We start from the raw sequence: 25,206 nt of genomic DNA, 5'->3' as shown, positions 1-25,206 counted from the left end.
ATGTCTGAACGCAGTACCGCAAATGCAATCGAATCCGTTTTCTCCAACTATGGCAAATGGTCGGCCGGCGTAGGTCTGGCACTGGGCACTTTATCGCTGGGCACGCCTGCGTTGGCCGAGGATGCGGCGGCCGCCGCCTCGGCGCCGCCCGATGCCGAAAAACTGAAGGAAGTGGTGGTCAAGGCCACGCGCGAGGCGCCGGCCTACAAGCCGGAAAATCTGAGCTCGCCCAAGTTCGCGCAACCGCTGCTGGACGTGCCGCAGAGCGTAACGGTGGTGCCGAAGGAAATCCTCAGCGAGCAAAACGCGCAGAGCCTGCAGGATGTGCTGAAGAACGTGCCCGGCATCACCTTCACCTCCGGCGAGGGCAATCTGGGCTGGGGCGACCTGTTCACCATTCGCGGTTTCTCTTCCGAGCAAAGCATTACCGTGGACGGCATGCGCGACGCGGGCATGTCGAGCCGTAACGACACCTTCAATATCGAACAGGTGGAAGTGTTCAAGGGCACCGGCTCGATCGAATCGGGCACCGCTTCGGTGGGAGGCACCGTCAATCTGGTCAGCAAGGAAGCGCGGCTGGACAACTTTTACAACCTGTCCGCCGGTGTGGGCAGTGCCGACTATGGCCGCCTGACCGCCGACCTGAACAAGCAAATCGGCGACGGCGCGGCGCTGCGGGTCAACCTGATGAAGCATCAGAACGGCGTTGCCGGACGCGACAAGGTCAACTTCCGCCGCGAAGGCGTGGCGGTCTCGCTGGGCCTGGGGCTGGACACCCACACCCGCTTCTACGTCGACGCCTTCCACCAGGAAGACAACAACGTGCCGGATACCGGCCTGCCGATCCAGCGCGGCACCGGCGGCCAGACCATGCCTTATGTGCCGCATTCGGCCTGGTATGGCGCCGACTCGTACATGCAGCACACCCAGTCCGATGCGCTGACCGGCAAGTTCGAACACGACTGGAGCGACAATCTGAAACTGCGCAGCCAGTTGCGCTGGGAGCAGAGCGACAATCTGCAGGTGCTGTCGCCGGCCCGCTTCAACGCCGCCAGCGCCGACGGAAAATCGCTCGGCACCTCGCTCGGCTACGCCGGCGTGGGCGGCCTGAGCGCCGCCGCCGGCATCCGCTCCTATACCGATTACAGCAACACCTCCAGCCAGTACGCGGTGCTGCGCGGCGCCGACTACGGCACGTCCAAGCGCTACCGCATCCTCGGCAGCCAGACCGATCTGACCGTCAAGTTCGATACCGGTGTGCTGCACCACGAGCTGGTGACTGGCCTGGACCTGTACCGTGAAACCTACGGCGACCTGCAGCGTACAGTGATGGCGCCGTCCGGCACGCTGTGGTTTGACCTGACCAATCCATCCACCAGTTTCACCGAAGTCGCCACCGTCAAAGGCGCGGCCGGTGTGGTGTCGCGCGTCAGCAATGCCGGCGTGTATGCCACCGACACCATCCGCATCACGCCGCAATGGCGCGTGCTGACGGCGCTGCGTTACGACCACTGGCGCGCGCTGACCACCACCAAGGGCGTGACCACGGCGGACAGCAGCGACGGCGCGGTCAGCGGCCGCGCCAGCCTGATGTACAAGCCGGAGCAAGACCTCAATCTGTACCTGGCCTACGCGCAGGCGGCCCAGCCATCGGCCATGGGCGCCACCACCAATAACGCTATCTACGGCAGCGCCGCCGCGTCGTCCTACGATCCGGCCACCTCCAAGACCGCCGAGGCCGGCGCCAAGTGGGATGTGGTGGCGCATCGCTTGTCGCTGACCGGCGCGCTGTTCCGGACTTCGGTCAGCGATTCGTGGGAGTACGGCGATACCGATACCTCGCCGGTGCGGGCACTGCCGGCCAAGCGGGTCGAGGGGCTGGAGCTGGGCCTGCAAGGCAATATCACCGACGCCTGGTCGATCTACAGCGGCTTGGCGCGCATGAACAGCAAGCAGACCAAGGGCGCCAACGCTGGCACCGAAGCGAAGAACACGCCACGCATGACTTTCAATCTGTGGACCTCGTATGAAGCCGCGAAAGGTCTGTTCCTCAGCTACGGCGCGCAATACGTCGGCAAGCGCCGCTATACCGATGCCAAGTATGTCGGCGGCCAGAACAACAATGCCAGCACCGTCAGCGGCAGCGCCGGCCTGGCCCCGGTGTATGTGCTGGATACCGAAAAGGCGCCTGAGTACTGGGTTTCCAGTGCGGCCGCGCGCTATCGCGTGAACAGTCATCTGGCATTGAACCTGAACGTGCAGAACCTGTTCAACAAGTTCTACTGGTCGCGCATCGGTTCCTCGCTGGACGGTTTCCAGCTGTACGGCGTGCCGGGCGCCAGCCGCACGGTGACGCTGAGCGCCGACCTGAGCTTCTGATGGGCGCCCCGGCAATGGCAGCGGATGTGCGCGCGCTGACGGCGCTTGACGGCAGCGGATGGCAGGATTTGTTGGCCTCGGAACCAACGCGGGCGCTGGCCGCCTTGCGGCTGGCGGCGCGGCATGGCGTGCCACGCGCGCAGGCGCTGCTGGGCCAGCGCCTGTTGAGCGGCATCGGCACTGTTGCCGATTCCGGCGAAGCCGCGCACTGGTTCCGCGTGGCGGCGGATAACGACGATGCCGACGCCATGAACATGCTGGGCCGCTGTTATCAGCATGGCTGGGGCATGGCGGTGGACGCGCAGATGGCGGTCTATTGGTATGGCCTGGCGGCGCAACGCGATCTGGACTGGGGCATGTACAACCTGGCCAATCTGATGATGATCGGCGCCGGCACGCCAGCCGACCGCGCCGGTGCTTTGGGGCTGTACCAGCGTGCGGCGGCCAAGGGCCATGCCAAGTCGATCAACATCATCGGCCGCTTCCATGAGGAAGGCTGGGAAATGCCGGCCGATGAGGAACAGGCGTTTGCGCTATACCGTCAGGCCGCCGATGGTGGCGATTTCCGCGCCTGCTTTAACTATGCCCGCCTGCTGGCCGAGCGCGGCGCGGCGGAGCAGGCGTGTGTTGTGCTGCGGCGGATTCCATCCTTGTCCACGCCGGCGTTCCTGCACAACGTGCGTGGCTGGCTGCGGGCGCACGCGTTGCCGGCGCTGCGGGCCTTGGCCAGCGAGCCCGCTTTTGCCGCAGGAGTCTCCGCATGATGCTGCATTTGAAATCGGTGTTGACCGATGATGAGGTCGCGGCGGTCCGCAACATCCTGGCGGCTGCCGAGTGGGTCGACGGCCGCCTGACCTCGGGCACGCAATCGGCCGACCTGAAGCGTAACCGCCAACTTCCGGAGCAGGGTGCGGCCTGTCAGCAGGCACAGCAAATCGTGCTGTCCGCGCTGCGTCGCAATCAGCTGTTCTTCTCCGCCGCCTTGCCAGGCAAGATCAGTCCGCCTTTGTTCAGCTGGTATGAGGCGGGCGATTATCTGGATGACCATGTGGATGTGGCCTTGCGTTACAGCGGTGGCGAGCGGGTGCGCGGCGACTTGTCCTGCACGCTGTTTTTGAGCGAACCCGATAGCTATAGCGGCGGCGAGCTGGTCATCGCCGACGCCTGGCGCGATGAAGTGGTCAAGCTGGCGGCGGGCGACATGGTGCTGTATCCGGCCAATCGCGTGCACCGGGTCAAACCGATCGAAGCCGGCGCCCGCCAGGCGTGCTTCTTCTGGATCGAAAGCATGGTGCGCAGCGCCGAGCAGCGCGATCTGCTGTTCGAGATGGACCGCAATCTGATGCAATTGCGCGCCGAGCCGGCGGCCACGGCGGAAGCCCGCGCCGCCTTGCTGGGGCTGACCGGCGTTTATCACAATCTGCTGCGGCAGTGGGCGGACAGTTAGGACGTTTTTAATGCGCTGTTAATGATTGCTCTGGCATCATGCGGCGATGAAGAAAGTACTTATCCTTGGCGTGAATGGTTTTATCGGTCACCACCTCTCCAAGCGCATCCTGGAAACGACCGACTGGCAAGTGTACGGCATGGACATGAGCACCGACCGTATCACTGACCTGATCACGCATGAGCGCATGCATTTCTTTGAAGGTGACATCACCATCAACAAGGAATGGGTCGATTATCATGTCAAGAAGTGCGACGTGATCCTGCCGCTGGTGGCGATCGCGACCCCGTCGACTTACGTCAAAGCGCCGCTGCGCGTGTTCGAGCTGGACTTCGAAGCCAATCTGCCGATCGTGCGTTCGGCCGCCAAGTACGGCAAGCACCTGGTGTTCCCATCGACCTCGGAAGTGTATGGCATGTGCCACGACGAAGAGTTCGATCCGGAGAACTCCGAGCTGATCTGCGGCCCGATCAACAAGCCGCGCTGGATCTACTCCAACGCCAAGCAGCTGATGGACCGCGTGATCTGGGGCTACGGCATGGAAGGCCTGAACTTCACGCTGTTCCGTCCATTCAACTGGATCGGCGCCGGCCTGGATTCGATCCATACGCCGAAAGAAGGCTCGTCGCGCGTGGTGACCCAGTTCTTCGGCCACATCGTGCGCGGCGAGAATATTTCGCTGGTTGATGGCGGCCACCAAAAGCGCGCTTTCACCGACATCGACGACGGCATCGACGCGCTGATGAAAATCATCGAGAACAAGAACTGGGCCGCCACCGGCAAGATCTACAACATCGGCAACCCGGTCAACAACTACTCGATCCGCGAACTGGCCAATATGATGCTGGCACTGGCGCCGCAATATCCTGAGTACGCCGAAGGCGCCGCCAAGGTTCAGATCGTTGAGACCACCTCGGGCGCCTACTATGGCGCGGGCTATCAGGACGTGCAGAACCGCGTGCCGAAAATCACCAATACCTGCGAAGAGCTGGACTGGAAGCCAACCACCACCATGGCAGAAGCGCTGAAGAAAATCTTCGACGCCTACCAGGGCCAGGTGGCCGCCGCCCAGGCGCTGATGGAGTAATCAGCTTCGGCTGCGTGCCCACCAAATATGCCAGGGGAACACTATCCCCACGGCTATCCCGACGGCGACGTGCACCCAGTGTCCGGCGTCGTGCCAATCTTCCAGTCCGTATTGCAGACACAGGGCGCTCAGCACCACCAGCGCCAGTGTCGCGCCCAGCACGGCGCCGGCCGTGCGGTTGCGGTGCGCGCGCCAGGTCATCAGCGCGTGCTGTGGCACAGCGGCGCCTATCGCCAGCGTGGCGGCGAGGGCGGTGATGCCGTGCAGCACCCAGCACAGACGCAAACGTGGTGGCGGTAAATCCAGCAGATCCAGTCCGACGAACCAGGCCAGCCCGCTCAGCGCGCATAGCGCCAGCAGCGTGTAAGTGGTCAGCCGGTGCCAGCGCGCCATGCGGCCGATGCGGCGAGGAGGGAAGGAGTGTGGGTGGTTCATAACAGAATTGCAGTAGCGTTGAATTGGGAAAAATAGGGGGCGGTAGGATTGGCGTCGACCGCCAGCGCCTTGGTCAGCGCATCGGCCAGCGCGCATGTGGGCGCTAGCACGGTGTAGCTGGCGATGCGGTTCAGGGCATCGCCGGTGTGCGGATGGACCAAAGCGCAGCGCTGGTCCGTGCCGTCGGTGGTGCGTGAAAAGTAGGGCGCCGAGGTGGCCATGGCGCCATCGGCCAGCGTGCCTAGGTAAAGCAGATGCTGCGCTTGCTGTGGATTGCGGATGTGGATTTCTTCCGGAGCATCTCCCAATACGCGCAGATCGCCGCCGGCGTTGACGACGGCATGCGTGACACCATGCGATGCCAGCGCTTCGATCGCCTGGTCGACAGCGTAGCCTTTGGCGATGCCGCCGAGGTCCAGGCATAGTGGACGATGCACCATGATGGTGTCATCGCCCAGCAGTTCCAGTTGCGACAGGTCGCCTCTGTGGCTCCATGGCCGGGGCGGCGCATCGGGGTGGTGCGGCAGCATCTGCCATTCCTGCAGCCGGGCGCCGATCGCGCAATCGAAAGCACCGCCGCTGGCCTCGTACACCGCACGGGCCAGCGACAGCACTTCATAGGTCCACGAATCGATGCGCAACAGCTCGCCGGCCCCGGCGCGGTTGATGGCGGACAGCTCACTGCCGGCATCGTGGAACGACATCAGCGTCGCCACGCGCGCCACCGCCGCATAGGCAGCTTCGGCAGCTTCGGCGGCCGCCACGGCATCCGCGCCGTGGACGGTCAGCTCGACCAGCGTGCCGAGCAGAGGACGACAAAACCGCATCGTCTCACTTGCCATGCCGGAGCACCAGTTCGTACATCGTCATGACGCGCTTGACGCCATCTGTCAGGTGCTTGGCGGACAGCGTGGCGCCGGCCAGGTTTTCAATGTCGCGTTCAAGCTTCAGCGGCGAAGCGGCGGTCTTGCCGACGAACTGCTGGCGCCATTTGGCGTCGGCCACTTCACTGCCGTACGACTCCTGGTATTCCAGCACGGCGATCTGGCGGACAGCGCCCGCCGCGTCGATGCCCACCGCATAGGTAATCATCTCGTGCTTGCCGACCACTTCATCGACCACAAACCAGCCGCCATCGCCGGTCTTCCAGACGCGGTCGCCCTGGAACGGCAGGCTGACGCTGGACGCTTCGCGCAGCTTGGCCTGCTGCTCGGCGGTCAGCAACACCCGTACCGGCGTCATGCTGGCGGTGCCGAACATGGCTTGCTGGGCGGCGGCCACGGTGGCATAGGTCTTGGCATGCGCCAGCACCGGCACGGCGGCCGCGCTGAGCGCGGCCAGTGTCAGCGCGCCGGCGGGAACAAATGACATGGCCATGATTAGTGCGAACCGAAAGGAATGCCCACTTTGATCATCAACTGGTCGCGGCCATGGTTATCCGAGACATAGCCGTTCCAGCAATCCGCCGTGCCATCGTTGAAGCAATGACCGCTCAGCTGATGGCGCCAGGTGGTGGTGACCCACCAGTTCTGCGCCGCGTAGTGCACGGTCGGGCCGATGAAGTGGGCGGTCTGGCTGTGCGAGTTGTACAGGTAGCCGTCGTAGTCGGTGTGGCGGCGGCCTTCGATGCCGGCGGTCCAGCTCGGTGCGAAGCGGTAGCTGACGCCATAAAGAATATCGAACATGCTGTTGCGGATGATATCGGTGTCGTACTTTTCCTTTTCCAGTTCGGACAGGAAGTTGACGGCGACGATCAGGCGGTCATCCATGAAATTGCTTTGCAGGAGCAGGCGGGTTTCCAGTTCATCTTCCAGATGACCGAGCGTCGGCTCGATGTACAGGCCGACGCCGACCGGCGAGGTGACCGGGTTGGTGATACGCCAGATCAGCTCCGCCGAGGCGCCATCCACAGCGGTGTGGTTGTAGGCGGCGGTTGGATTGCGGTTACCCGGCACGCCAAAGCCGGCGGTGCAGCGCGGCGTGGTGTCGCAGGTTTCCGGATTCAGGTAGTTGTTGTTGGCATTGACGGAAATTACGTTCATATAGCCGGCCACCTGGATGTCGTTGGTCAGGCCGTATTCAATCTCGGAGCGATACTGGCCCAGGTTGTAGCTGCCGGCCGATTGGCGGTGGGTGATGTCGGCTTTCTGCTCGAATTCCCAGCTGCCCTTGGGTTGCAGATCGAGCGTTTGCAGCCAGCCAAACGCGCTTTCGCCGGCCTGGCTGGTCACGCTGGCCAGCAGTAGCGCGGCTGCCATCGTGGTGCGTAAAAATGGAGCGGATTGAATGCTTTTCATGGCTTCCTTATGATTAATTGCGAACGAGAACGATTCGCATCATAGTTAATCAACCGGCTGCCGTGGAGCTGTCTTTACATGGATTTTCATGAAAAAAAATATTCTTTTTCGTCGCGCCACACTAGGCGGATTTTTAATGATCGGTTAATGTTGCGGCTAGTACGCTGAGGAAGGAAGTCAGCGTGTAAGCGCGGTTTGGGGGTGTGAACGCGGGCGGCGGACTTAATGTGGGGTTAATAATGGGCTTGATGTAATGCGCTCTCATTAGCCAGCATTGAAAGCCTCCATCACATGAAATTTCCTCTGTCCATCGCGCTGGCCGTCACCGCCACTGTTGCCCACGCCCAGAGTGATACGCCGTCCACCGTGGTGGTGGCCGGCAAGCGCGCGGACGTCATCAACAAGATCGACCGCAAGGTCTATCGGGCCGAGGCCGATATCCAGGCCAGCACCGGCAGCGCCGTCGATTTGCTGAACAATATTCCCGCCGTCGATGTCGATATCGATGGCAATGTCAGCTTGCGTGGCGACACCAGTGTGACGGTGCTGATCGATGGCAAGCCCTCCAGCCAGATGCAGGGCGCGGCGCGCGGCGGCGCCTTGATGGGCTTTTCGGCGGCCGATATCGAGCAGATTGAAGTCATCACCTCGCCGTCGGCCGAGTTCAAGCCGGATGGCGCGGGCGGCATCATCAACATCGTCACCAAAAAGAATCGCAAGCCGGGTTCCAGTGGCCAGCTATTGGCGAATCTGGGCAATGAAGGCCGCCATAACGGGGCGCTGTCTGGCGCTTACAAGGCTGGCAGCCTGGATCTCAGCGGTACGCTGGGCAACCGCCTGGACCAGCGGCGGCGCATCAGCGACAGCCTGGCCGGCACGCGCGGTGTAGATCCGACCGGCTCGCACCAGGTGCTGGATGAGAGCAATGACCGCTGGTATGGCAAGGGTGCCGTCAAATACTCGCCGGACGACAAGCAGACGCTGGGGCTGACGCTGGACTACGTCAACCGCACTGAACATCGCATCTCCGAACAGGATACGACTCCGGCCAGCAGTCCGGCCTATCAGCGCTCTGGCGATGGCGGTGGACCGCGCACGGATGCCGGCATCATGCTCAGCCTGGACCAGAAGCTGGCGCTGCCGGGGGAGGCGCTGTCGCTGTATCTGCAGCGCAGCCATTCGGTCGAAACCAATCTGTACGATTACCGCACCTACAACGCCGATCCCGCGCTGCAGCGGGATTTCAGCCAGCAGGTGTATGACATCTCAAAATTCAGCGGCAGCTATGTGCGGCCGACCGGCGAGGCCGCGACGCTCAAGCTGGGCTACGAGGTGGAGTACAACCATAACGGCTTCAACAACTGGAGCGCGCAGGGCGATGTTGAATCGACAACGGCCAACCCAGCCGCCGATAATCACTTCCGTTACCGGCAGGCGGTCAATGCCGCTTACGGTACCTATGCATTCAAGCACGGCGCACTGGAAACGCTGACTGGCCTGCGGGTTGAGCAGGTGGATATCCATAGCTTGCAGCGGGTATCGGGCGACACCAGCGCGCAGCATTACCGCAAGCTGTACCCGACATTGAATCTGCTGTACACGCTGAGCGACAATGATCTGCTGTCGCTGGGCTACAGCCGGCGCGTGAAGAAGCCGGATCCGGAAGACTTGAATCCCTATATCAACGCGGCGGACCCGAAGAATCTGCGCCAAGGCAATCCCTCGCTACGCCCGCAAGTCACCGACGCGTTGGAGTTGGGCTATCGCCACGAGGCTGGCGGCGCCTCATACGGCGTCACGGCTTACTACCGCCGCAGCCGCGATGGCGATACCGAAGTCCTGACGCCGCTGGGCAACGATGTGGTGCTGGTCACCAAGGCGAATATGCCGGGCAACCAGTCCGGCGGTCTGGAGTTCAGCGCCGCCGGCAAGTTCTGGCCGGGGCTGAGCTACAACCTGAGCGGCAACGGCTTTTACAACCAGATCGACGGCCAGGCGCTGGGGTATGCGGCCAAGCGTTCGAATGTGGGCCTCAACGGCAAGGGCACGCTGGATTACCAGTTGAGCGCGCGCGACCGTGTGCAACTTGGGCTGAATTATCGCGGCAAGCGTCTGACGCCGCAGGGTTACATTCTGCCTTTCACTGTACTCAACCTGGGCTACCGCCGCCAGATCGACGAGCAATGGACGCTGGTGGCTACTTTGTCCGACGCCTTCAACACCCAGCGCATGCGCCGCGTGTATGAGACGCCGACATTCAGCGGTGTCTACCGTCGCCAGCAAATGGGCCAGATCGCCTATTTGGGTTTTGCCTACAGCTTTGGCGGCGCGCGTAAATCCAAAGACGCGGATTTCAATTACGAGTGAACGCCACTTAATACGGCGTTAATGCTGGCCCGGTTTTAATGGACGCTGTTGTCATAAGGAGCATTCCATGCTGAACAAGGTTCCCGCAGTCACTCTCAGCTTCTGGCTGATCAAGATTCTTTCCACCACTGTTGGCGAGACCGGCGCCGATTATTTGGCAGTGAATGTCGGGCTGGGCGCGATGGTGACCGATGCCATCAGCGTTGCCTTGCTGCTGGCGGCGCTGTGGCATCAGCTGCGCGCGCCACGCTACACGCCTTGGGTGTACTGGCTGTGCGTGGTGCTGCTGAGCGTGGTCGGCACGCAAATCACCGATGCGCTGACGGACGGGCTGGAGGTCAGCCTGTATCTGAGCACCGGCGTGTTTGGCGTGTTGCTGGCCGTGGTGTTTGCCAGCTGGTACCAGCGCGAACGCACGCTGTCGATTCACACCATCATGACGCGGCGGCGCGAGCTGTTTTACTGGAGCGCGATTCTGCTGACCTTCGCTCTGGGCACGGCCGCCGGCGATCTGGCCACCGAGGCGCTGGGACTGGGCTTCCGTGTCGGCGTCTTCATCTTTGGTGGCCTGATCGCCGCCACTTACGTCGCATACCGTTGCGGCCTTAATCCGGTGCTGAGCTTCTGGATGGCTTACATCCTGACTCGTCCGCTGGGCGCATCGCTGGGCGACTTGCTGTCGCAATCGCCTGAATACGGCGGTGTCGGTCTGGGTACGGTCAATACCAGCCTGGCCTTCCTGCTGGTGATCGCGGCGCTGGTCGCGTTCATCAGCCGCTCCGCGTCATCGACTTCCACCAACGCTTAAAAAGGACCACACATGAAAACCGTACACCTGATGATGGCAGCCGCCGTCTTTGCCCTGGGCGTGCTCGATGTGCCCGTGTTGCAGGCCGTGGTGCCGGCGGCCCAGGCCGCGCAGGGCACGCTGGGAGACCTGAGCAAATTCCGCCTGATCGCCGCCGATACCGCAGCCATCGCCAACAAGGGCGACCTGGCCGGTGCCAAGACTCGCATCAAGGATCTGGAAACCAGCTGGGACCAGGCCGAAGCGGGCCTGAAGCCGCGCGCGGCGGCGGACTGGCACGTGGTCGATAAGGCTATCGACAAAGCGCTGTCGGCCTTGCGTGCCAGCCATCCGGACGCCGCCGCGTGCAAGCAGGCGCTGGCCGACTTGCTGGCGTCCTTCGACAAATACGGCAAATAACCATGGCTGAGTTGAGTATCTTGCAGGTCGCGCTGTTGGCGGCGATACAGGGATTCGCGGAGCTATTGCCGGTGTCCAGTTCGGCCCACGTGATTACCGCTGAAAAGCTGATGGGGCTGGATCCGACCGCGCCGGAAATGACCTTGCTGCTGGTGATGCTGCATACCGGCACCATGTTTGCCGTCATCGTGTATTTCTGGAAGGCGTGGCGGCAAGCGTATTTCAGCTCGGCGGCGGTGCTGCGCCAGACCATCACCTATCTGGTGGTGGCGACTGCGGCGACCGGCGTGGTCGGTCTGGGATTGCAGGCGTTGATCAAGTACCAGTTTGCCGCTGATGCGTCCAAGTTTGAAATTGAGCAGCTGTTTGGCAATGCCACCCTGATGGCCGTTGCGCTGGCTGCGGCGGGCGTGCTAATCATCGTTTCTTCGCGCCTCAAGGAGCGCGAGGGGGCACTGTCATTGCAATCGGCGGCGGTGATTGGCGGCGTGCAGGGTTTGTGTCTGCCGTTTCGCGGCTTTTCGCGTTCGGGAGCGACCATCTCTACCGGCCTGGTGGCCGGTGTCGCCCGCAAGCGCGCGGAAGAGTTCAGTTTCGCGCTGGTGGTGGTGCTGACGCCGGCTGTCATCGTCAAAGAGGTGCTGCGCGTGCTGCATGCGCGGGCGGAATTGCCGGTCGGGCAGGCCCAGCACATGACGCATCTGCTCGGTCCTAGCCTGGCCGGCATGGTGTTGAGCTTTGGCGCCGGCCTGCTGGCGCTGCGCTGGCTATCGAGTTGGCTGGAAGCTGGGCGCTGGCATCTGTTCGGCGCCTATTGTCTGCTGGCTTCTGTACTTGTGTACTGGCAGGGTGCCTGAAACGGATGATGAAGTTTTTTCGCGATGATGGCGGGGAGCCCGGTGGCCAGCGCCTGTTCAGCACGCTGCTGCTATTTGGCGGTCTGTTCGGTGCCCTGACGCTGTTCGGCCTGATCGCAGAGGATGTGGTGGAAGGGGACAGCCTGTTCTTTGACTTCCCGCTCATGAACTGGCTGCGCCATCACTCAGGCGCGGGATTGAACACGGCAATGCGCGTCATCACGACACTGGGCTCCGCATGGACGGTGGTGCCGCTGATTGTGGTGGTCGGCTATTGCTGCCGGCGACGGCCACAAGCGATTGCTTATCTGCTGGCCGCCAATGCTGGTTCTTCGCTGTTAAACGTCACCGCCAAACACGCGTTCGAGCGCATTCGCCCGAGCTACTGGACCCCGCTGGTACACGAAACCACTTATAGCTTCCCCAGCGGCCATGCGATGGCAACCATGGCCCTGGTGACGTCCGTCTGGCTGATCTGGCGTCCGCGTTGCGGCCGCAGGACGCTGCTGACGGTTGGGGGCATCTACGTGGTGCTGGTCGGCATATCGCGCATGTATCTCGGCGTGCACTATCCATCCGACGTGCTGGCGGGATGGTGCGCGGCTTTCGTCTGGTGTCGGGGATTGGCGCTATCCATGCGCAATGAATCGGATCAAAAGGAATAATGAATGAAGCCTTACCACGGCTTGCTGAAGTTGGCTCGCCTGCTGCAAGAAGGCCATCGTTTTGAGGAACTGATCGCCAGCGCCGCCACGCAAGGCGATTCTGCCTATGTACTGATGCGCATGGCCATGCTGTCCCACATCGGTGGCGCGACCGCGCAGTCATGGGAGTTGCAACATGAGGCATTGCAATTGCAGCGCCACTATCGCACGGAAGCGGACCGGCAGCCGTCGCGGTTCCGCTTGCTGGTCGTGATGAGGTCTGGATTCATGCTGGACAACACGCCGCTCGACTTTCTGCTGGAAGATAGCAGCATTGCGTGCGAGTGGTTGTACGTGCTTCCGGACTTGCCGCTGCCGGAGCAATTGCCGGAGCACGATGCGGTGTTTATCGCGATTGGTCATCTGGAGCGTAACCGCCAGCTGTTCGATCGTCTGCTGCCGCTGCTGCGAAGCACGCGGCGGCCGATATTCAATCTTCCGCGCGCCGGCTTCGGTTTCGAGCGCCATCGGCTGAATGAGCTGCTACGGGATATTCCTGGCGTGGTGGTACCGCAAACGTTTGCCATCGCGCGTGATCAGCTGAAAGCGGTTGTGGCACATGATTTGCCGCTGCCGCTGATTATTCGGCCACTGATCTCGCAGGCAGGCAAGGCCTTGCAGCGCCTGTTGCTGCCGAAGGAGCTGGACGTTTATCTTGCCGCCCAGCCGGAAGCGTTCTTTTACGTGGCGCCCTACGTGGACTACCAAAGCGCGGATGGCCTGTATCGCAAGTGTCGTCTGCTTATGTTGCGGGGCGTGCCTTGGGTTTGCCATTACGCCATTTCGTCGCACTGGATGGTGCATTTTCAAACCGCCGGCATGGAACAGGATGCCGCCAAACGCGAGGAGGAAGCGCGTTTCATGGCCACGGCGGACAGCGATTTCTGTCATCGTCATCGGGCGGCACTGGCGGAAATTTACGCCCGTGTCCGATTGGATTACTTCGTCATCGATTGCGGCGAAACGGCTGACGGCCAGTTGCTGTTCTTCGAGGCCGATAACACCAGCCTGGTGCACGCGACCGATTCTATCGCGCTGTATCCCTACAAGCAGGTGCAGATGCAAAAAGTGTTCAGCGCATTCCGCGACATGCTCGGTGCACCTTAACGATTGTTCATGCGGGCGAGAGGTGGCGTTTAGCGCGTGTACAGCAAGATAGCAAAGTCGCGGCGCAAGTGCCGTCAACTTCATGAGGATATGTTTATGCAATTACGGAAAATCGGTATCGCCTGCGCGGGATTGTGGCTGGTGACTGCGGCCTACGCCGCTGATCCGCTCAAGCTGGTGTCGACCACGCCGTTGCCGCAAGTTAGCGGTGGCGACTTCGATCACTTTGACGTGGACCTGCTGCGCAACCGGCTGTATGTGCCGTCTGAAGTCTACGGCTCGATCGAAGTATTCAAGCTGCCGGATGGCCAGCATCTGAGCAGCACGCTAGGTCTGGCCAAGTCACCGCACAAGATTCTGCTGACCCAGGCGGGCAAGGAGCTGTGGGTTGCCGACGCCGGCGCTGCGAGTCTCAAGATAGTCGACACCAGCGATATGTCGGTCCGCAACAGCATCGCCATGGAACCGCAGCCGGATTCTGGCATCGTGGATGAAAAGCGTGGCATTTTCTATCTGGGCAATGGTGGCAAGGGTGGCGAGGCACATGCCTACATCAGCTTGATCTCGCTGGCGGACCACAGCGTGCTTGGACGCATCGACGTGCCGGCCAAGCAGGTGAAGGCGATGGCGATTGATGCCGCCACAGACCGTCTGTTCGTCAACTTCCGCGATCGTAACGAGGTCGGCGTGATCGACCTGGCGTCCCGGAAGTTGACGGGCCTGTGGCAGATTCCAGGGCCGGGCCGCAACTCGGCGCTGGCGTTCGATCCGGAGACCAAGCGCCTGTTCGTTGGCGCGCGCGGACCGGGCAAGCTGCTGGTGCTGGACGCCGCTGACGGCAAGGTGCTGCAGACGCTGGATATCGTCGAGACATCAGACGAAATGATCGTCGACAGCGAACACCGCCGCCTGTACATTGCCGGCGCCGGCGGCCTGGATGTGGTTAGCACACACGGCCCGGACAACTATCAGATCGACCAGCACATCGATACGCTGGGCGGCAAGACCGCCGTGTATGTACCGACGCTGAAACGGTTATACGTGGTGCACACCAAAGGCCCGCAAGCCGCCGAAGCGGGCTTGCAGGTATTTGACGTGCGCTGACCGGAAAGCTTCAGGCCGGCCGCAGCACGTGGCCGACCGCTGTGCACACGTGCTGCACGTCGGTCGGCGTCATGGCGGCGTGCAGAGGCAGGGTGACGGTTTCACGGGCGATCCGTTCGGTATTCGGGAACTGGCCTTCATGGTAGCCGTATTGCTTGCCGACGCTGGTGAGATGGCAGGCCTCGTAGGACATGCCGGTGCCGATGCCCATCTCCTGTAGCGCAGCGCGAAAACTCGGGCGGGTATGACCGAACTGCTCGTAAGAAATCAATACGTTGAACATATTCCAGCTCTGTTGCGGCGTGCCGTGAGGCGGCAGCCGCAGGCCGGGCAGTGCAGGGAGGTGCTGGAAGTAGCATGCTGCCAGTTCCGCGCGATGCGCCAACAGTGCCGGCAACTGGCGCAGCTGATGCAGTCCGATCACGGCGGAGACGTCCGACATATTGAACTTGCCGGCGGCAACGCTAACGTCGCGCGTGCCGTCCGGCAGGCGCTCGATGCCATGAAAGCGCAGCACCTCCACCAACCTGGCCTGGTCCTCATCGGCAACCACGATGGCTCCGCCTTCGATGGTGGTCATATTTTTATTCGGGTGGAAGCTGAAGGTGGCGATGTCGCCAAAGCTGCCTATCGGCTGGCCCTGCCAGTACGATCCTTGAACCAGTGCCGCATCTTCAATCACACGCAGGCGGTGGCGGCGCGCCAGCGCGTGCAGCGCCGAAATATCGCCGAGGGCGCCGGGAAAGTAGGTCGGTAAAATGGCCTTGGTGTGCGGCGTGATTGCGGCTTCCACTTGTGCCAGGTCGATGAAGCGGGTGTCGAGATCACAATCGACAAACACTGGCGTTGCGCCCACCTTGACGATCATGTTCATCGCGGAAAAGAAGCTTTGCGACGAGGTGATCACTTCGTCGCCAGGGCCGATGCCGCACACTTGCAGAGCAATTTCGATCGCCGCCGTGGCCGAGGTGACGACCCGTGTTGGGCGGGAGCCGAAGCTGGCCGACAGGGCTGCTTCGAATTCTGTTACTTTGGGGCCGCTTGCCAGCCAGTTCGAGCGAAGAACCTCTACTACACCCTGGATGGTCGCTTCATCCATGGTGGGTTGAGCAAATTTGAGCACTGCTGGCGTCCTTTCAAATTATAAATAGCCTTCCAGCATACTCTGAAAGGCGGAGAAGATTTTTTGCATGGCCGGCTGTTTGTAGGGATAGAGCGCGGCGTCGTCCATCGAGTGGACCGCCATCGCGGTGCCGACTTCGAAAATCAGCAACTCGCCGCCGGCCAGCTCGGCGCAGTCGATAACCAGGTAGTCCAGTCCGATACGCTGGTTTAGCTCTTGCAGTGCCGCCGCGTGGCGGGCCGCGAAGCCGGTGTCGAAACTGTCCATACAGGCGGCTTCTTCGGCACGCTTGTCCGCGCTCTCATCCATGCCGGCGTTCAGGTAATGTACCAGCCAGTGCGACGAAATCGCCATATGGCCGAGGAAGGTCTGGCCCTGAATCAGCACCACACGATATTTGCGATACAAGCCGTCGGCGCTGCGGTAGTCCACAAATGGTGAGACGTAGAATTGTTCGTCCGCCACTTCAACCAGATAGGCGGCGATTTGCCGCGCATCCTCAAGACATACCAGGTCGCGCCCTGCGTGCGAGTCCAGCGGTCGGGCGATAAAGGGGAAGAAGTCGCAGTGCATTAGCACATCGCGTCCGACGCGGCTGGTGGACGGCACGCGCAAGCCAGGAACACCGCTCAGCAGCGCGCTGGTGGCGTCGCGGGTCAGGGCGGCGATGCGTTGCGGACGGTTGATTACCGGGCGCTCCCAGTGCTCGGTAATTTGCGCCAGCCGCATCAGCAAACTGTGGTTGCCGCGCGACTCGGCGATGGCGACGAACAGCACGTCGTGCTCGGGCAGCGCGTCAGGCCATGGGTGGTCGTGGGTCAGGTATAGCGTGTGAATGGTAATGTCGGCGTCTTCCAGCAGCAGTTCCACCGGTGTGTTCCACATCAGCTCTCCCGGCCCCATGACGACCAGCAGCTTCAGCGGCCCGGCCAGTCGCGAATAGCAAACTTGCCGGTCCAGCGCGCGCTGCTGCATCAGCATGGCGATTGCTGGCTGGCCGGTGAGCTGCAGTACGATGGAGTAATCGAGAGCGGCATGGACATCGTTCGGTTCGTGCAGCACGCGGCGTAGCAGGCCTGCCGCGACCGGGTTCAGATCCTGTCCACGCATCGCGTAGCGCATCAGCTTGGCATAGCCGATCAGCGGCGCAAACGCGGTGCGCGCGTTGTTTATTAATTGATCCATTTTTCTATTGGGCTCCTTGCCAGCCGCCGCCCAACGCCCGGTACAGGTCGACCAGGCTGGTGAGCTGATTCAGGCGTGCTGTCAGCAGGGACTGTTGGGCTGCGTACAGCGCGGTCTGTGCGGTCAGCACATTCTGGTAGCTGTCGACGCCATTCTTGTAGAGCATGTTTTCCAGCTCCAAGCGCTTTTGCTGGTCGGCGCTTTCCTGGCGCTGGGCTGTCAGCTGGTGCTCATAGGTGCCGCGCGCGGCCAGGCCATCGGCCACTTCGCGGAATGCGGTCTGCACGGTTTTCTGGTACTGGACCACGCCGATGTCGCGGTTGACCACGGCGACGTCCAGATTGGCCTGGTTGGCGCCGGCATTGAAGATCGGCAGCGTCAGCGCTGGCACGAACGACCAGGCGCCGCTGCCGGCGCTGAACAGGCCACCGAGGGCGGCGCTTTGCGTGCCGGCGCCGGCGGTCAGCGACAGGCTGGGGAAGAAGGCGGCGAGGGCGGCGCCGATGTCGGCGTGTTCCGCGCGCAGCGTGGCTTCCGCTTCCAGTATGTCCGGGCGGCGCCGCAACAGGTCGGAGGGCAGGCCGGCCGGGACGTCCGCCATGATGAAATTGTCGTGCAAGTTGGCCGGTGGCGGCAAGTCGGCCGGCAAGGGCTGGCCGATCAGCAGCACCAGGGCATTTTCGGCCTGGGCACGCTGCCGGAGCTGGGCCTGCAAGTTGGCGTCGGCCTGATCGACCGCCGTGCGCGCCAGCTGCAGATCCAGTTCCGACACAGTGCCGTTGTCGAACTGTAGCTGGACCAGTTTGCTGGCTTCCTCGGCGGCCGTCAGGGTGGCGCGGGTTAAGTGCAATTGCGCGTCGGCGGCCAGCGTGGTCAGGTACTGGTCGGCGATCTGCGAGATCAGCAGGATTTCAGCCGCCTGGCGCGCATGGTCGCTGGCCAGGTATTGCTGGAATGCGGCGTCGGACAGGCTGTGCAGGCGACCGAAGAAATCCAGCTCCCAGGACAGTGATAGACCGGCGGAATAGCTCTTGCTGGTGGTGTCGGCCTTGCTGTCGCCCGACTTGCCGGACGTATGCGCCGTGTCCAGACTGGCGGTGGCACCCAGTTGCGGCGCCATGCCGGAGCGCGCCAACTGGTACTGGGCCTGCACGCGCTGGACGTTGAGCATGGCAATGCGCAGATCGTGGTTGTTGTGCACGCCCAGTTCCACCAGTTTTTGCAGGCGGGCATCCGCCAGGAAGGCGCGCCAGTCGGTGCTGGCGGCGGTGGCGCCGGCCGGCGTCTGGCCATAGGCCGCTCCGGCCGGATAGCTGGCGGGCATGGCGGTGGCGGGGCGCTGATACACCGGTTGCAGCGAGCAGCCGGTGGCCATGGCCAGCAGGGCGGCGCCAACGGCGAGGGTAAGGGTTTTCATGCTGTGCTCCTATGCTTGCGGGATGGCGGTCTTGCGCGATCCCAGCTTGTTCATCACGACGATAAAGAACATCGGGATCAGGAAGGTGGCGATGAAGGTGGCCGCCAATGTGCCGCCAATCACGCCAGTACCGATCGAGTTCTGGCTGGCCGAGCCGGCGCCATGCGACAGCGCCAGCGGCAGTACGCCCAGCAGGAAGGCCAGCGAGGTCATGACGATCGGACGCAAGCGCATCTGCGCCGCTTCGATGGCGGCTTCCAGCACGGAGCGTCCTTGCTGCTGCAACTCGCGGGCAAATTCGACGATCAGAATCGCGTTCTTGGCTGACAGGCCGATGGTGGTCAGCAGGCCGACCTGAAAGTAGACGTCGTTGGTCAGACCGGCCAGCATGGTGGCCGCCAGCGCGCCCAACACGCCGATCGGGATCACCATGATCACCGAGATCGGAATCGACCAGCTTTCATACAATGCCGCCAAGCTGAGGAACACCACCAGGATGGACAGGGCGTACAGCAGTGGTGCCTGCGAGCTGGCTTGCTTCTGTTGCAGCGAGCTGCCGGTCCATTCATAACCGATGCCTTGCGGTAGCTGGGCAACCAGCTTCTCCATTTCGAGCATGGCCTGGCCGGTGCTATAGCCTGGCGCCGGCTGGCCCTGGATTTCCATCGCTTCGACGCCGTTGTAGCGCTGCAGCTGCGGCGGGCCATACGTCCATTTGGCGCTGGCGAAGGCGCCGAACGGCACCATGCCGCCAGTGCTGTTGCGCACGTAGAGCTTGTCCATGTCCTGCGGATTCATGCGAAACGGTGCATCGGCCTGCACATAGACTTTCTTGATGCGGTTGTCGGTGTCGAGAAAGTTGTTGACGTATTTGGCGCCCCAGGCAATCGAGAACGATTGGTCGATATCGGCCGCGCTAACGCCCAGCACGGCCGCCTTTTCACGGTCGATATTGACTTTGAAGGTGGGATTTTCGGTCTGGCCTTTCAGGTGGACCTGCGCCAGTGCCGGGTTTTTTGCGGCCAGGGCCAGCAGTTGATCGCGCGCTTTTGCCAACGCCTCGTGTCCCAGGCCGGCGCGGTCCTGCAGCTCGAAGTCGAAGCCGGATGCGCTGCCCAGGCCACGGATCGGAGGCGGGCTGATGGTGGTGATGACGGCGTCCTTGTCATGCGCGAAGTGGCGCGTGATGCGGTCGCTCAGCGCGGCTGCGGTCTGGTTGGCGTTGGTGCGTTCCGACCAGTCTTTCAGGTGCAGGAACAGCTGACCCTGATTGCCGCCACGGCCGGCATCGTTGTAGCCGTTGACCATGAAGGTGGCGTCGACCACGTCGCTCTCCTTGGTGCGCAGATAGGTATCGACGCGGTCCAGGATGACGCCGGTCTGGGCCTGGGTGGCCCCGGTGGGCGCCTGGACCTGGACGAAGATGTAACCCTGGTCTTCGTTCGGCAGGAAGGAGGTTGGCAGCTTGGCGAACATCAGCAGCACGGCGGCGATGATGACGCCGTAAATGATCAGCCAGCGGCCGGAGCGGGCGGCGATGTGGCGCACGCCGTGCACGTATTTGTCGCGGCCGCTGTCGAAGGTGCGGTTGAACCAGCCGAAGAAGCCGCGCTGGGCCGCATGGTCGCTGGCCGGCTTCAGCAAGGTGGCGCACAGGGCCGGTGTCAGCGACAGCGCGACAAACACCGACAGCAGCATGGAAATCACGATGGTCAGCGAGAACTGGCGGTAGATGCCGCCCACAGTGCCACCCGAGAACGCCACCGGCACGAACACCGCGCACAGCACCAGCGCCACGCCGATCAGCGCGCCGCTGATCTGGCCCATGGCCTTGCGGGTCGCTTCCAGCGGGCCGATATGCTCTTCGTGCATCACTCGTTCGACGTTTTCCACCACCACAATGGCGTCGTCCACCAGCAGGCCGATCGCCAGCACCAGGCCGAACATGGACAGGGTGTTGATGGTGAAGCCCAGCGCCGACATCATGCCGAAGGTACCCAGCAGGACCACCGGCACGGTGATCGACGGAATCAGCGTGGCGCGCACGTTTTGCAGGAACAGGTACATCACCAGGAACACCAGGACGATGCCTTCGATCAGGGTCTTGACGACTTCTTCAATCGAAATCTTGATGAAGGGCGTGACGTCGTTTGGATAGACCACCTTCAGGCCATGCGGGAAGTAGGGCTCCAATTGCTTGAGCTGGGCGCGGATGGCATTGGCGGTGTCCAGCGCATTGCCGCCGGGCGCCAGCTGAATGCCGATGCCGCTGGCTGGCGCGCCGTTGTACTTGTTGTCGACCTTGAAGTTTTCCGGTCCCAGGTCAACCCGGGCGACGTCGCGCAGGCGCACCTGCGAGCCGTCCGCTTGCACTTTCAGCAGGATGTTGCCGAAGTCCGCCGGGGTACGCAGCAGCGTCGATTCGGTGATGGTGGCGTTGAGCTGCTGGTCCGCCACGGCCGGCGCGGCGCCCAGCTGGCCGCCGGAAATCTGCACGTTTTGCGCGGTCAGCGCGCTGGTCACATCCAGCGGCGACAGCGCGTAGCTGTGCAGCTTGTCCAGGTCCAGCCAGACGCGCATTGCGTACTGGCTGCCGAACACGTTCATATTGCCGACGCCGTTGATGCGGCTCAGCGGTCCCTGCACGTTGGACACCACGTAGTTGGCGATGTCGAATTTGTTCATGCTGTTGTCGGTCGAGACAAAGCCCACCACCATCAGGAAGCTGTTGGTGGACTTGGTGACCTGCACGCCGCTTTGCTGCACCGGCGCCGGCAGCAGCGGGGTGGCCAGCTGCAGCTTGTTCTGCACCTGCACCTGGGCGATGTTGGGATCGGTGCCGGTGGCGAAGGTCAGCGAGGTGGTCGACACGCCGGTGTCATCGGTGGTGGACGACATGTACAACAGGTTGTCGATGCCGCTCATTTGCTGCTCGATCACCTGCACCACGGTGTCCTGCATGGTGACGGCGGAAGCACCCGGATAGCTGGTGGAGATCTGCACGGTCGGCGGCGCCACCGGCGGGAACTGTTCCACCGGCAGGCCGGTCAGGGCGATGATCCCGCCCAGCATGATGAGCAGAGCCAGTACGATGGCAAATACAGGGCGTCGTATAAAGAATTGAGCCATGATTCCCCCTTAGTGACCGTTAGCCGCATCGGCGGCCGCGGCAACAGTGCTGGGTGCGGCCGCCACGCGTACCTGCATGCCCGGCTGCACGCTTTGCAGGCTGTTGACGATCACGCGTTCACCATCTTGCAGACCGGCGGTGACCACATAGTCCCTGCCGCGCAGGGTGTCGGCCTGCAGGATGCGCTGCGCCACCTTGCCGCCGGCATCGACCACCAGCGCGGTGGCCTGGCCTTGCTGGTTATGGCTGACGGCGCCGGCCGGCACCAGCATGGCCTTGGTATTCACGCCTTGCACCAGGCTGGCGTGGACAAACATCCCCGGCAGCAGCACATGTTGCGGATTCGGGAACACCGCGCGCACGCCCACGGTGCCGGTGGCCTGGTCGACCGTGATGCCGGTGAACTGCAGCTTGCCCTGCAGCGGGTAAGTGCTGCCATCTTCCAGCTTGAGGCTGACCGCCGGCTGGGCGTTGCTGTCGGGGCGCAGCTCGCCGCTGGCGATGGCTTGGCGCAATTGGAGGCCGGCCACGCTGGACTGGCTCAGGTCCACATAGATGGGATCGATTTGCTGCACGGTGGTCATCAGCGTCGCCGCGCTGGCCTGCACGTAGGCGCCCTGCGTCACTTGCGAAACGCTGCTGCGGCCGGCGATCGGCGAGGTGACGTTGGTGTAGCCGAGGTTGATGCGCGCGGTCTGCACGCCGGCCTGCGCGGCAGCCAGATCGGCGGCGGCCTGGCCTTGCGCCGCCACGGCATTGTCATAAGCTTGCTTGCTGACGGCGTTGCCGGCCACCAGGTTCTTGTAGCGTTCGGCCTGGGCATTGGCGGCCACCAGATTGGCGGCGGCTTTTTGCTGGGCGGCCTGCGCATTGGCCAGCGTGGCGCGGTAGGGGGCGTCGTCGATACGGTACAGCGCCTGCCCGGCGCGCAAGTCGGCGCCCTCGGTGTAGCTGCGCTGCTGCACGACGCCATCAACCCGCGCCCTGACTTGCGCGACCAGATACGGCGTGGTGCGGCCCGGCAGCTCGATGCTGACCGGGACGCTGGTTGGGTGGACCGTGATCACGTCAACCGCCGGTGCGGCGTGCTGGGCTGGCGTGGTGGTTTGCTTGCCGCAGCCGCTCAAGGCCAGCAGCATGGCTGGCACCAGCAGCGCGGGGAGTAGATGTTTTTGTTGAACTGGCATGTCGATATCCCATCGATGTCGATCGATGACAGCGGGTTGCCGTCATCCTTGCAGCCAGTTTGCGCGCGCGACGGTTAACGTCGTTTCTTGGGAGTATGAACAATAGTTAAGGTTGGGCTAGGCCGGCAGGTAGAAGCCGATATGGCAACCCGGGCCTTGCTCAAGAATGCGCACCTGCACGCCGTGCAAGTGCGCCACCGCGACCACCAGACTGAGGCCGAGGCCATTGCCGGGTGTGTGGCGGCTGCTTTCGCTGCGGTGGAAGCGTTGGAATACGGCTTCGCGCTCGGCGGGTGGAATGCCGGGGCCGCTGTCATGGATTTCGACGCCGACCAGATCGGGCTGGCGCACCAGCGCAACGTTGATCTGGCCGTGCTCCGGCGTGAACTTGATGGCGTTATCGATAAGATTGCCCAGCGCTTCGAACAGCAGGCTGGCATCGCCGCGCAGCGCGAACTGCCAGCCCGCCGGGCGCTGGTAGGTCAGCGTGATGTGCTTGTCCTCGGCGCTGGGTTCGTAAAACTCCACGGCGTCGTCGACGATGGCGGCCAGGTCGACATCGCTAAAGCCGGCGCGGCGGGCGCCGGCCTCCACTTCCGAGATGCGCAGCATGGCGTTGAAAGTGGCCAGCAGCGATAGCGTTTCCGCGATTGCCGCTTCGACCGCCAGGCGGAATTCATCGGTATTGGCGGCGCGGCGCTGGGCACGCTCCAGTCCGGCCAACAGGCGTGACAGCGGCGTGCGCAAATCGTGGGCGATGTTGTCGCAGGCACCTTTAACCTCATGCATCAGGCGCTCGATCTCGTCCAGCATACCGTTGACCACCGTGACCAGCCGGTCCAGGTCGTCGCCGCCGTCTTGCAGCGGGCGTTGCGGCAGGCGCTGGCTGAGGTCGCCCAGCACGATGCTTTGGATGGCGCCGGTGATGGCGTCCAGCCGGTGGACGGCGCGGCGGCCGATCCAGGCCGCGCCCGCCAGCCCAAGCAGCACGGCCAGCAGCGCAGCCGAGGCTAGCGCGCGCAGCAGTACTTCATTGAACTCGTGGGCTTCGTACAAATCCTGGGATAGCACCAGCAGGCGGCCATCCGGCAAGGGATAGGCGGCGACGCGCAGCTCGCGCCGGCTGGCGCCTTGCTGGACCGGCAGCGTGTAGGCGCGGCCATCGACCGAGGCGGGTGGACGCGGGCCGGGGAAGGCGCCGGCCAACGGGCTGCCGTCGGCGCCGTAGAGACCGAACGGACGGGCGTTGTCGGGATCGAGCCGGGCGTGGTAGTTGACTCGCTCGACCAGCTCCGACGGCGCGCTGCGCAGGAAAGCGTTACGCTCGCGCGCCAGCCATTCGTCCATGCGGCCCAGCGCGTAGCTGGATATCTGCTGATAGAGGAAGCCAAACAGCAGCGCGCCGATCACGCCGTACAAGGCGAGGAACAGCAGCGCCGTGCGGAAGCTGGCGGCGCGGCGGATCTCGCCCAGCGAGACCGGCTTACTCGGCCGCGCGGAAGACATAACCGGAACCGCGCACGGTGTGGATCAGGGGCGCGCTGCCGTCGGGATCGATTTTCTTGCGCAGTCGGCTGATGTGGACATCAATCACGTTGCTGCGCTCGTCGCTGCGGTATTCCCATACCGCTTCAAACACCATGGTGCGGGTCAGGATTTCACCGGCGTTGCGGAAGAAATATTCCAACAGGCGGAATTCGCGCGGCTGCAAGTCGATAGCCTGGCCGGCCAGGCGCACACTGTGGGTCAGCAAATCCATTTCCAGGCGGCCGACTTTGAAACTGGTGACGGCGGCCGGGGCGTCGCGGCGGCGCAGCAGGGCGTCCAGGCGCGCGGTCAGTTCGATGTAGTCGAAGGGCTTGGCCAGATAGTCGTCGCCGCCGGCGCGCAGGCCGCGCACGCGCTCGTCCACGGCGGATAGCGCGCTCAGAATCAGCACCGGCGTGGTGACGCCGGCCGTGCGCAGCGTGGACAATACCGCCAGGCCATCCAGGCCGCCGGGCATCATGCGGTCGAGCACGATGACGTCGTAGTTGTCGGCGGCGGCGCGCAGCAGGCCGGCGCGGCCGTTATCGGCCAGCTCGACCTGGTGGCCGTCGTCGCTCAGCGCGGCGTGCAGCTCCTGCGCGGTTTGCGTATCATCCTCGATTACCAGTACCTTGGCCATGCGGGC

22 protein-coding genes are annotated in these 25,206 nt (G+C 63.0%); 11 read left to right on the top strand and 11 right to left on the bottom strand.

The features are described from left to right. From GJ699_RS07995 to GJ699_RS07980, 4 genes are read left to right on the top strand one after another with little or no spacing between them, the layout of a single operon-like run. Positions 1-2,379, top strand: coding sequence for a TonB-dependent receptor (locus tag GJ699_RS07995; RefSeq protein WP_154374844.1), 2,379 nt, complete (start codon positions 1-3; stop codon positions 2,377-2,379). Further along, the gene (locus GJ699_RS07990) at positions 2,379-3,143 is read left to right on the top strand and encodes a tetratricopeptide repeat protein (protein WP_371867490.1); all 765 of its coding nucleotides are present in this window, start codon (positions 2,379-2,381) and stop codon (positions 3,141-3,143) included. Before GJ699_RS07995 ends, GJ699_RS07990 begins: the two co-directional genes overlap by 1 nt. Continuing rightward, the gene (locus tag GJ699_RS07985; RefSeq protein WP_154374842.1) at positions 3,140-3,826 is read left to right on the top strand and encodes a Fe2+-dependent dioxygenase; all 687 of its coding nucleotides are present in this window, start codon (positions 3,140-3,142) and stop codon (positions 3,824-3,826) included. Before GJ699_RS07990 ends, GJ699_RS07985 begins: the two co-directional genes overlap by 4 nt. Before the next feature lie 46 nt (positions 3,827-3,872). Beyond that, entirely contained in the window at positions 3,873-4,913 is a 1,041-nt protein-coding gene (locus GJ699_RS07980) for a bifunctional UDP-4-keto-pentose/UDP-xylose synthase (RefSeq protein ID WP_154374840.1), read from the top strand. Here the strand turns inward: GJ699_RS07980 and GJ699_RS07975 are convergent, their stop codons facing one another. Genes GJ699_RS07975 through GJ699_RS07960 form a run of 4 tightly spaced genes read right to left on the bottom strand, consistent with a single transcriptional unit; the run spans position 4,914 to position 7,645 of the window. Beyond that, the gene (locus tag GJ699_RS07975) at positions 4,914-5,348 is read right to left on the bottom strand and encodes a hypothetical protein (RefSeq protein ID WP_154374838.1); all 435 of its coding nucleotides are present in this window, start codon (positions 5,346-5,348) and stop codon (positions 4,914-4,916) included. It abuts the gene before it with no gap. Further along, positions 5,345-6,190 carry an FAD:protein FMN transferase gene (locus tag GJ699_RS07970; protein WP_154374836.1) on the bottom strand — a complete coding sequence of 282 codons (846 nt, stop codon included), beginning with the start codon at positions 6,188-6,190 and terminating at the stop codon, positions 5,345-5,347. Before GJ699_RS07970 ends, GJ699_RS07975 begins: the two co-directional genes overlap by 4 nt. After that, a complete protein-coding gene (locus GJ699_RS07965) occupies positions 6,180-6,719 on the bottom strand; it encodes an FMN-binding protein (protein ID WP_154374835.1) in 540 nt (179 codons plus the stop codon). The genes GJ699_RS07970 and GJ699_RS07965 overlap by 11 nt, the downstream gene beginning before the upstream one ends. Before the next feature lie 8 nt (positions 6,720-6,727). Beyond that, entirely contained in the window at positions 6,728-7,645 is a 918-nt protein-coding gene (locus GJ699_RS07960) for a DUF6662 family protein (RefSeq protein WP_154374833.1), read from the bottom strand. Positions 7,646-7,936: 291 nt separating this feature from the next. Between GJ699_RS07960 and GJ699_RS07955 the strand changes: the two genes are divergently transcribed. The 7 genes from GJ699_RS07955 (at position 7,937) to GJ699_RS07925 (ending at position 14,991) form a co-directional block, all read left to right on the top strand. After that, positions 7,937-10,012 carry an outer membrane beta-barrel family protein gene (locus GJ699_RS07955; RefSeq protein WP_154374831.1) on the top strand — a complete coding sequence of 692 codons (2,076 nt, stop codon included), beginning with the start codon at positions 7,937-7,939 and terminating at the stop codon, positions 10,010-10,012. Between the two features lie 67 nt (positions 10,013-10,079). Further along, positions 10,080-10,820 (top strand): COG4705 family protein, encoded by a 741-nt coding sequence (locus GJ699_RS07950; RefSeq protein WP_154374829.1) that lies wholly within the window; start codon positions 10,080-10,082, stop codon positions 10,818-10,820. Positions 10,821-10,832: 12 nt separating this feature from the next. Next, positions 10,833-11,219 carry a histidine kinase gene (locus tag GJ699_RS07945; RefSeq protein ID WP_154374827.1) on the top strand — a complete coding sequence of 129 codons (387 nt, stop codon included), beginning with the start codon at positions 10,833-10,835 and terminating at the stop codon, positions 11,217-11,219. A gap of 11 nt (positions 11,220-11,230) precedes the next feature. Beyond that, a complete protein-coding gene (locus GJ699_RS07940) occupies positions 11,231-12,076 on the top strand; it encodes an undecaprenyl-diphosphate phosphatase (protein ID WP_154375119.1) in 846 nt (281 codons plus the stop codon). Positions 12,077-12,081: 5 nt separating this feature from the next. Then, positions 12,082-12,741: a phosphatase PAP2 family protein gene (locus GJ699_RS07935; RefSeq protein ID WP_154374825.1), complete on the top strand. Its 660-nt coding sequence runs from the start codon at positions 12,082-12,084 to the stop codon at positions 12,739-12,741. Positions 12,742-12,744: 3 nt separating this feature from the next. After that, positions 12,745-13,887, top strand: coding sequence for an ATP-grasp domain-containing protein (locus GJ699_RS07930; protein ID WP_154374823.1), 1,143 nt, complete (start codon positions 12,745-12,747; stop codon positions 13,885-13,887). Positions 13,888-13,983: 96 nt separating this feature from the next. After that, positions 13,984-14,991 carry a YncE family protein gene (locus GJ699_RS07925; protein WP_154374821.1) on the top strand — a complete coding sequence of 336 codons (1,008 nt, stop codon included), beginning with the start codon at positions 13,984-13,986 and terminating at the stop codon, positions 14,989-14,991. A gap of 10 nt (positions 14,992-15,001) precedes the next feature. Here GJ699_RS07925 and GJ699_RS07920 read toward each other — a convergent pair whose 3' ends face one another. From GJ699_RS07920 to GJ699_RS07890, 7 genes are all read right to left on the bottom strand, one after another. Next, positions 15,002-16,090, bottom strand: coding sequence for a DegT/DnrJ/EryC1/StrS family aminotransferase (locus GJ699_RS07920; RefSeq protein ID WP_154375117.1), 1,089 nt, complete (start codon positions 16,088-16,090; stop codon positions 15,002-15,004). Positions 16,091-16,132: 42 nt separating this feature from the next. Next, on the bottom strand, positions 16,133-17,299 hold the full coding sequence (locus tag GJ699_RS07915) for an ATP-grasp domain-containing protein (RefSeq protein ID WP_154374818.1): 1,167 nt from the start codon (positions 17,297-17,299) through the stop codon (positions 16,133-16,135). Positions 17,300-17,303: 4 nt separating this feature from the next. Continuing rightward, positions 17,304-18,716: an efflux transporter outer membrane subunit gene (locus GJ699_RS07910; RefSeq protein ID WP_154374816.1), complete on the bottom strand. Its 1,413-nt coding sequence runs from the start codon at positions 18,714-18,716 to the stop codon at positions 17,304-17,306. A 9-nt stretch (positions 18,717-18,725) separates the two neighbouring features. Continuing rightward, positions 18,726-21,845 carry an efflux RND transporter permease subunit gene (locus GJ699_RS07905; protein ID WP_154374814.1) on the bottom strand — a complete coding sequence of 1,040 codons (3,120 nt, stop codon included), beginning with the start codon at positions 21,843-21,845 and terminating at the stop codon, positions 18,726-18,728. 9 nt (positions 21,846-21,854) lie between these two features. Beyond that, positions 21,855-23,033 carry an efflux RND transporter periplasmic adaptor subunit gene (locus GJ699_RS07900; protein ID WP_229261991.1) on the bottom strand — a complete coding sequence of 393 codons (1,179 nt, stop codon included), beginning with the start codon at positions 23,031-23,033 and terminating at the stop codon, positions 21,855-21,857. Between the two features lie 117 nt (positions 23,034-23,150). Further along, positions 23,151-24,539: a sensor histidine kinase gene (locus GJ699_RS07895; RefSeq protein ID WP_154374812.1), complete on the bottom strand. Its 1,389-nt coding sequence runs from the start codon at positions 24,537-24,539 to the stop codon at positions 23,151-23,153. Next, the gene (locus tag GJ699_RS07890; protein ID WP_154375113.1) at positions 24,517-25,200 is read right to left on the bottom strand and encodes a response regulator transcription factor; all 684 of its coding nucleotides are present in this window, start codon (positions 25,198-25,200) and stop codon (positions 24,517-24,519) included. The genes GJ699_RS07895 and GJ699_RS07890 overlap by 23 nt, the downstream gene beginning before the upstream one ends. Positions 25,201-25,206: the final 6 nt, after the last annotated feature.

Origin of the sequence: Duganella guangzhouensis, from assembly GCF_009674535.1 — a bacterium.
Lineage (GTDB): Bacteria > Pseudomonadota > Gammaproteobacteria > Burkholderiales > Burkholderiaceae_D > Rugamonas > Rugamonas guangzhouensis.
This window is presented reverse-complemented; position numbering and strand designations above follow the sequence as displayed.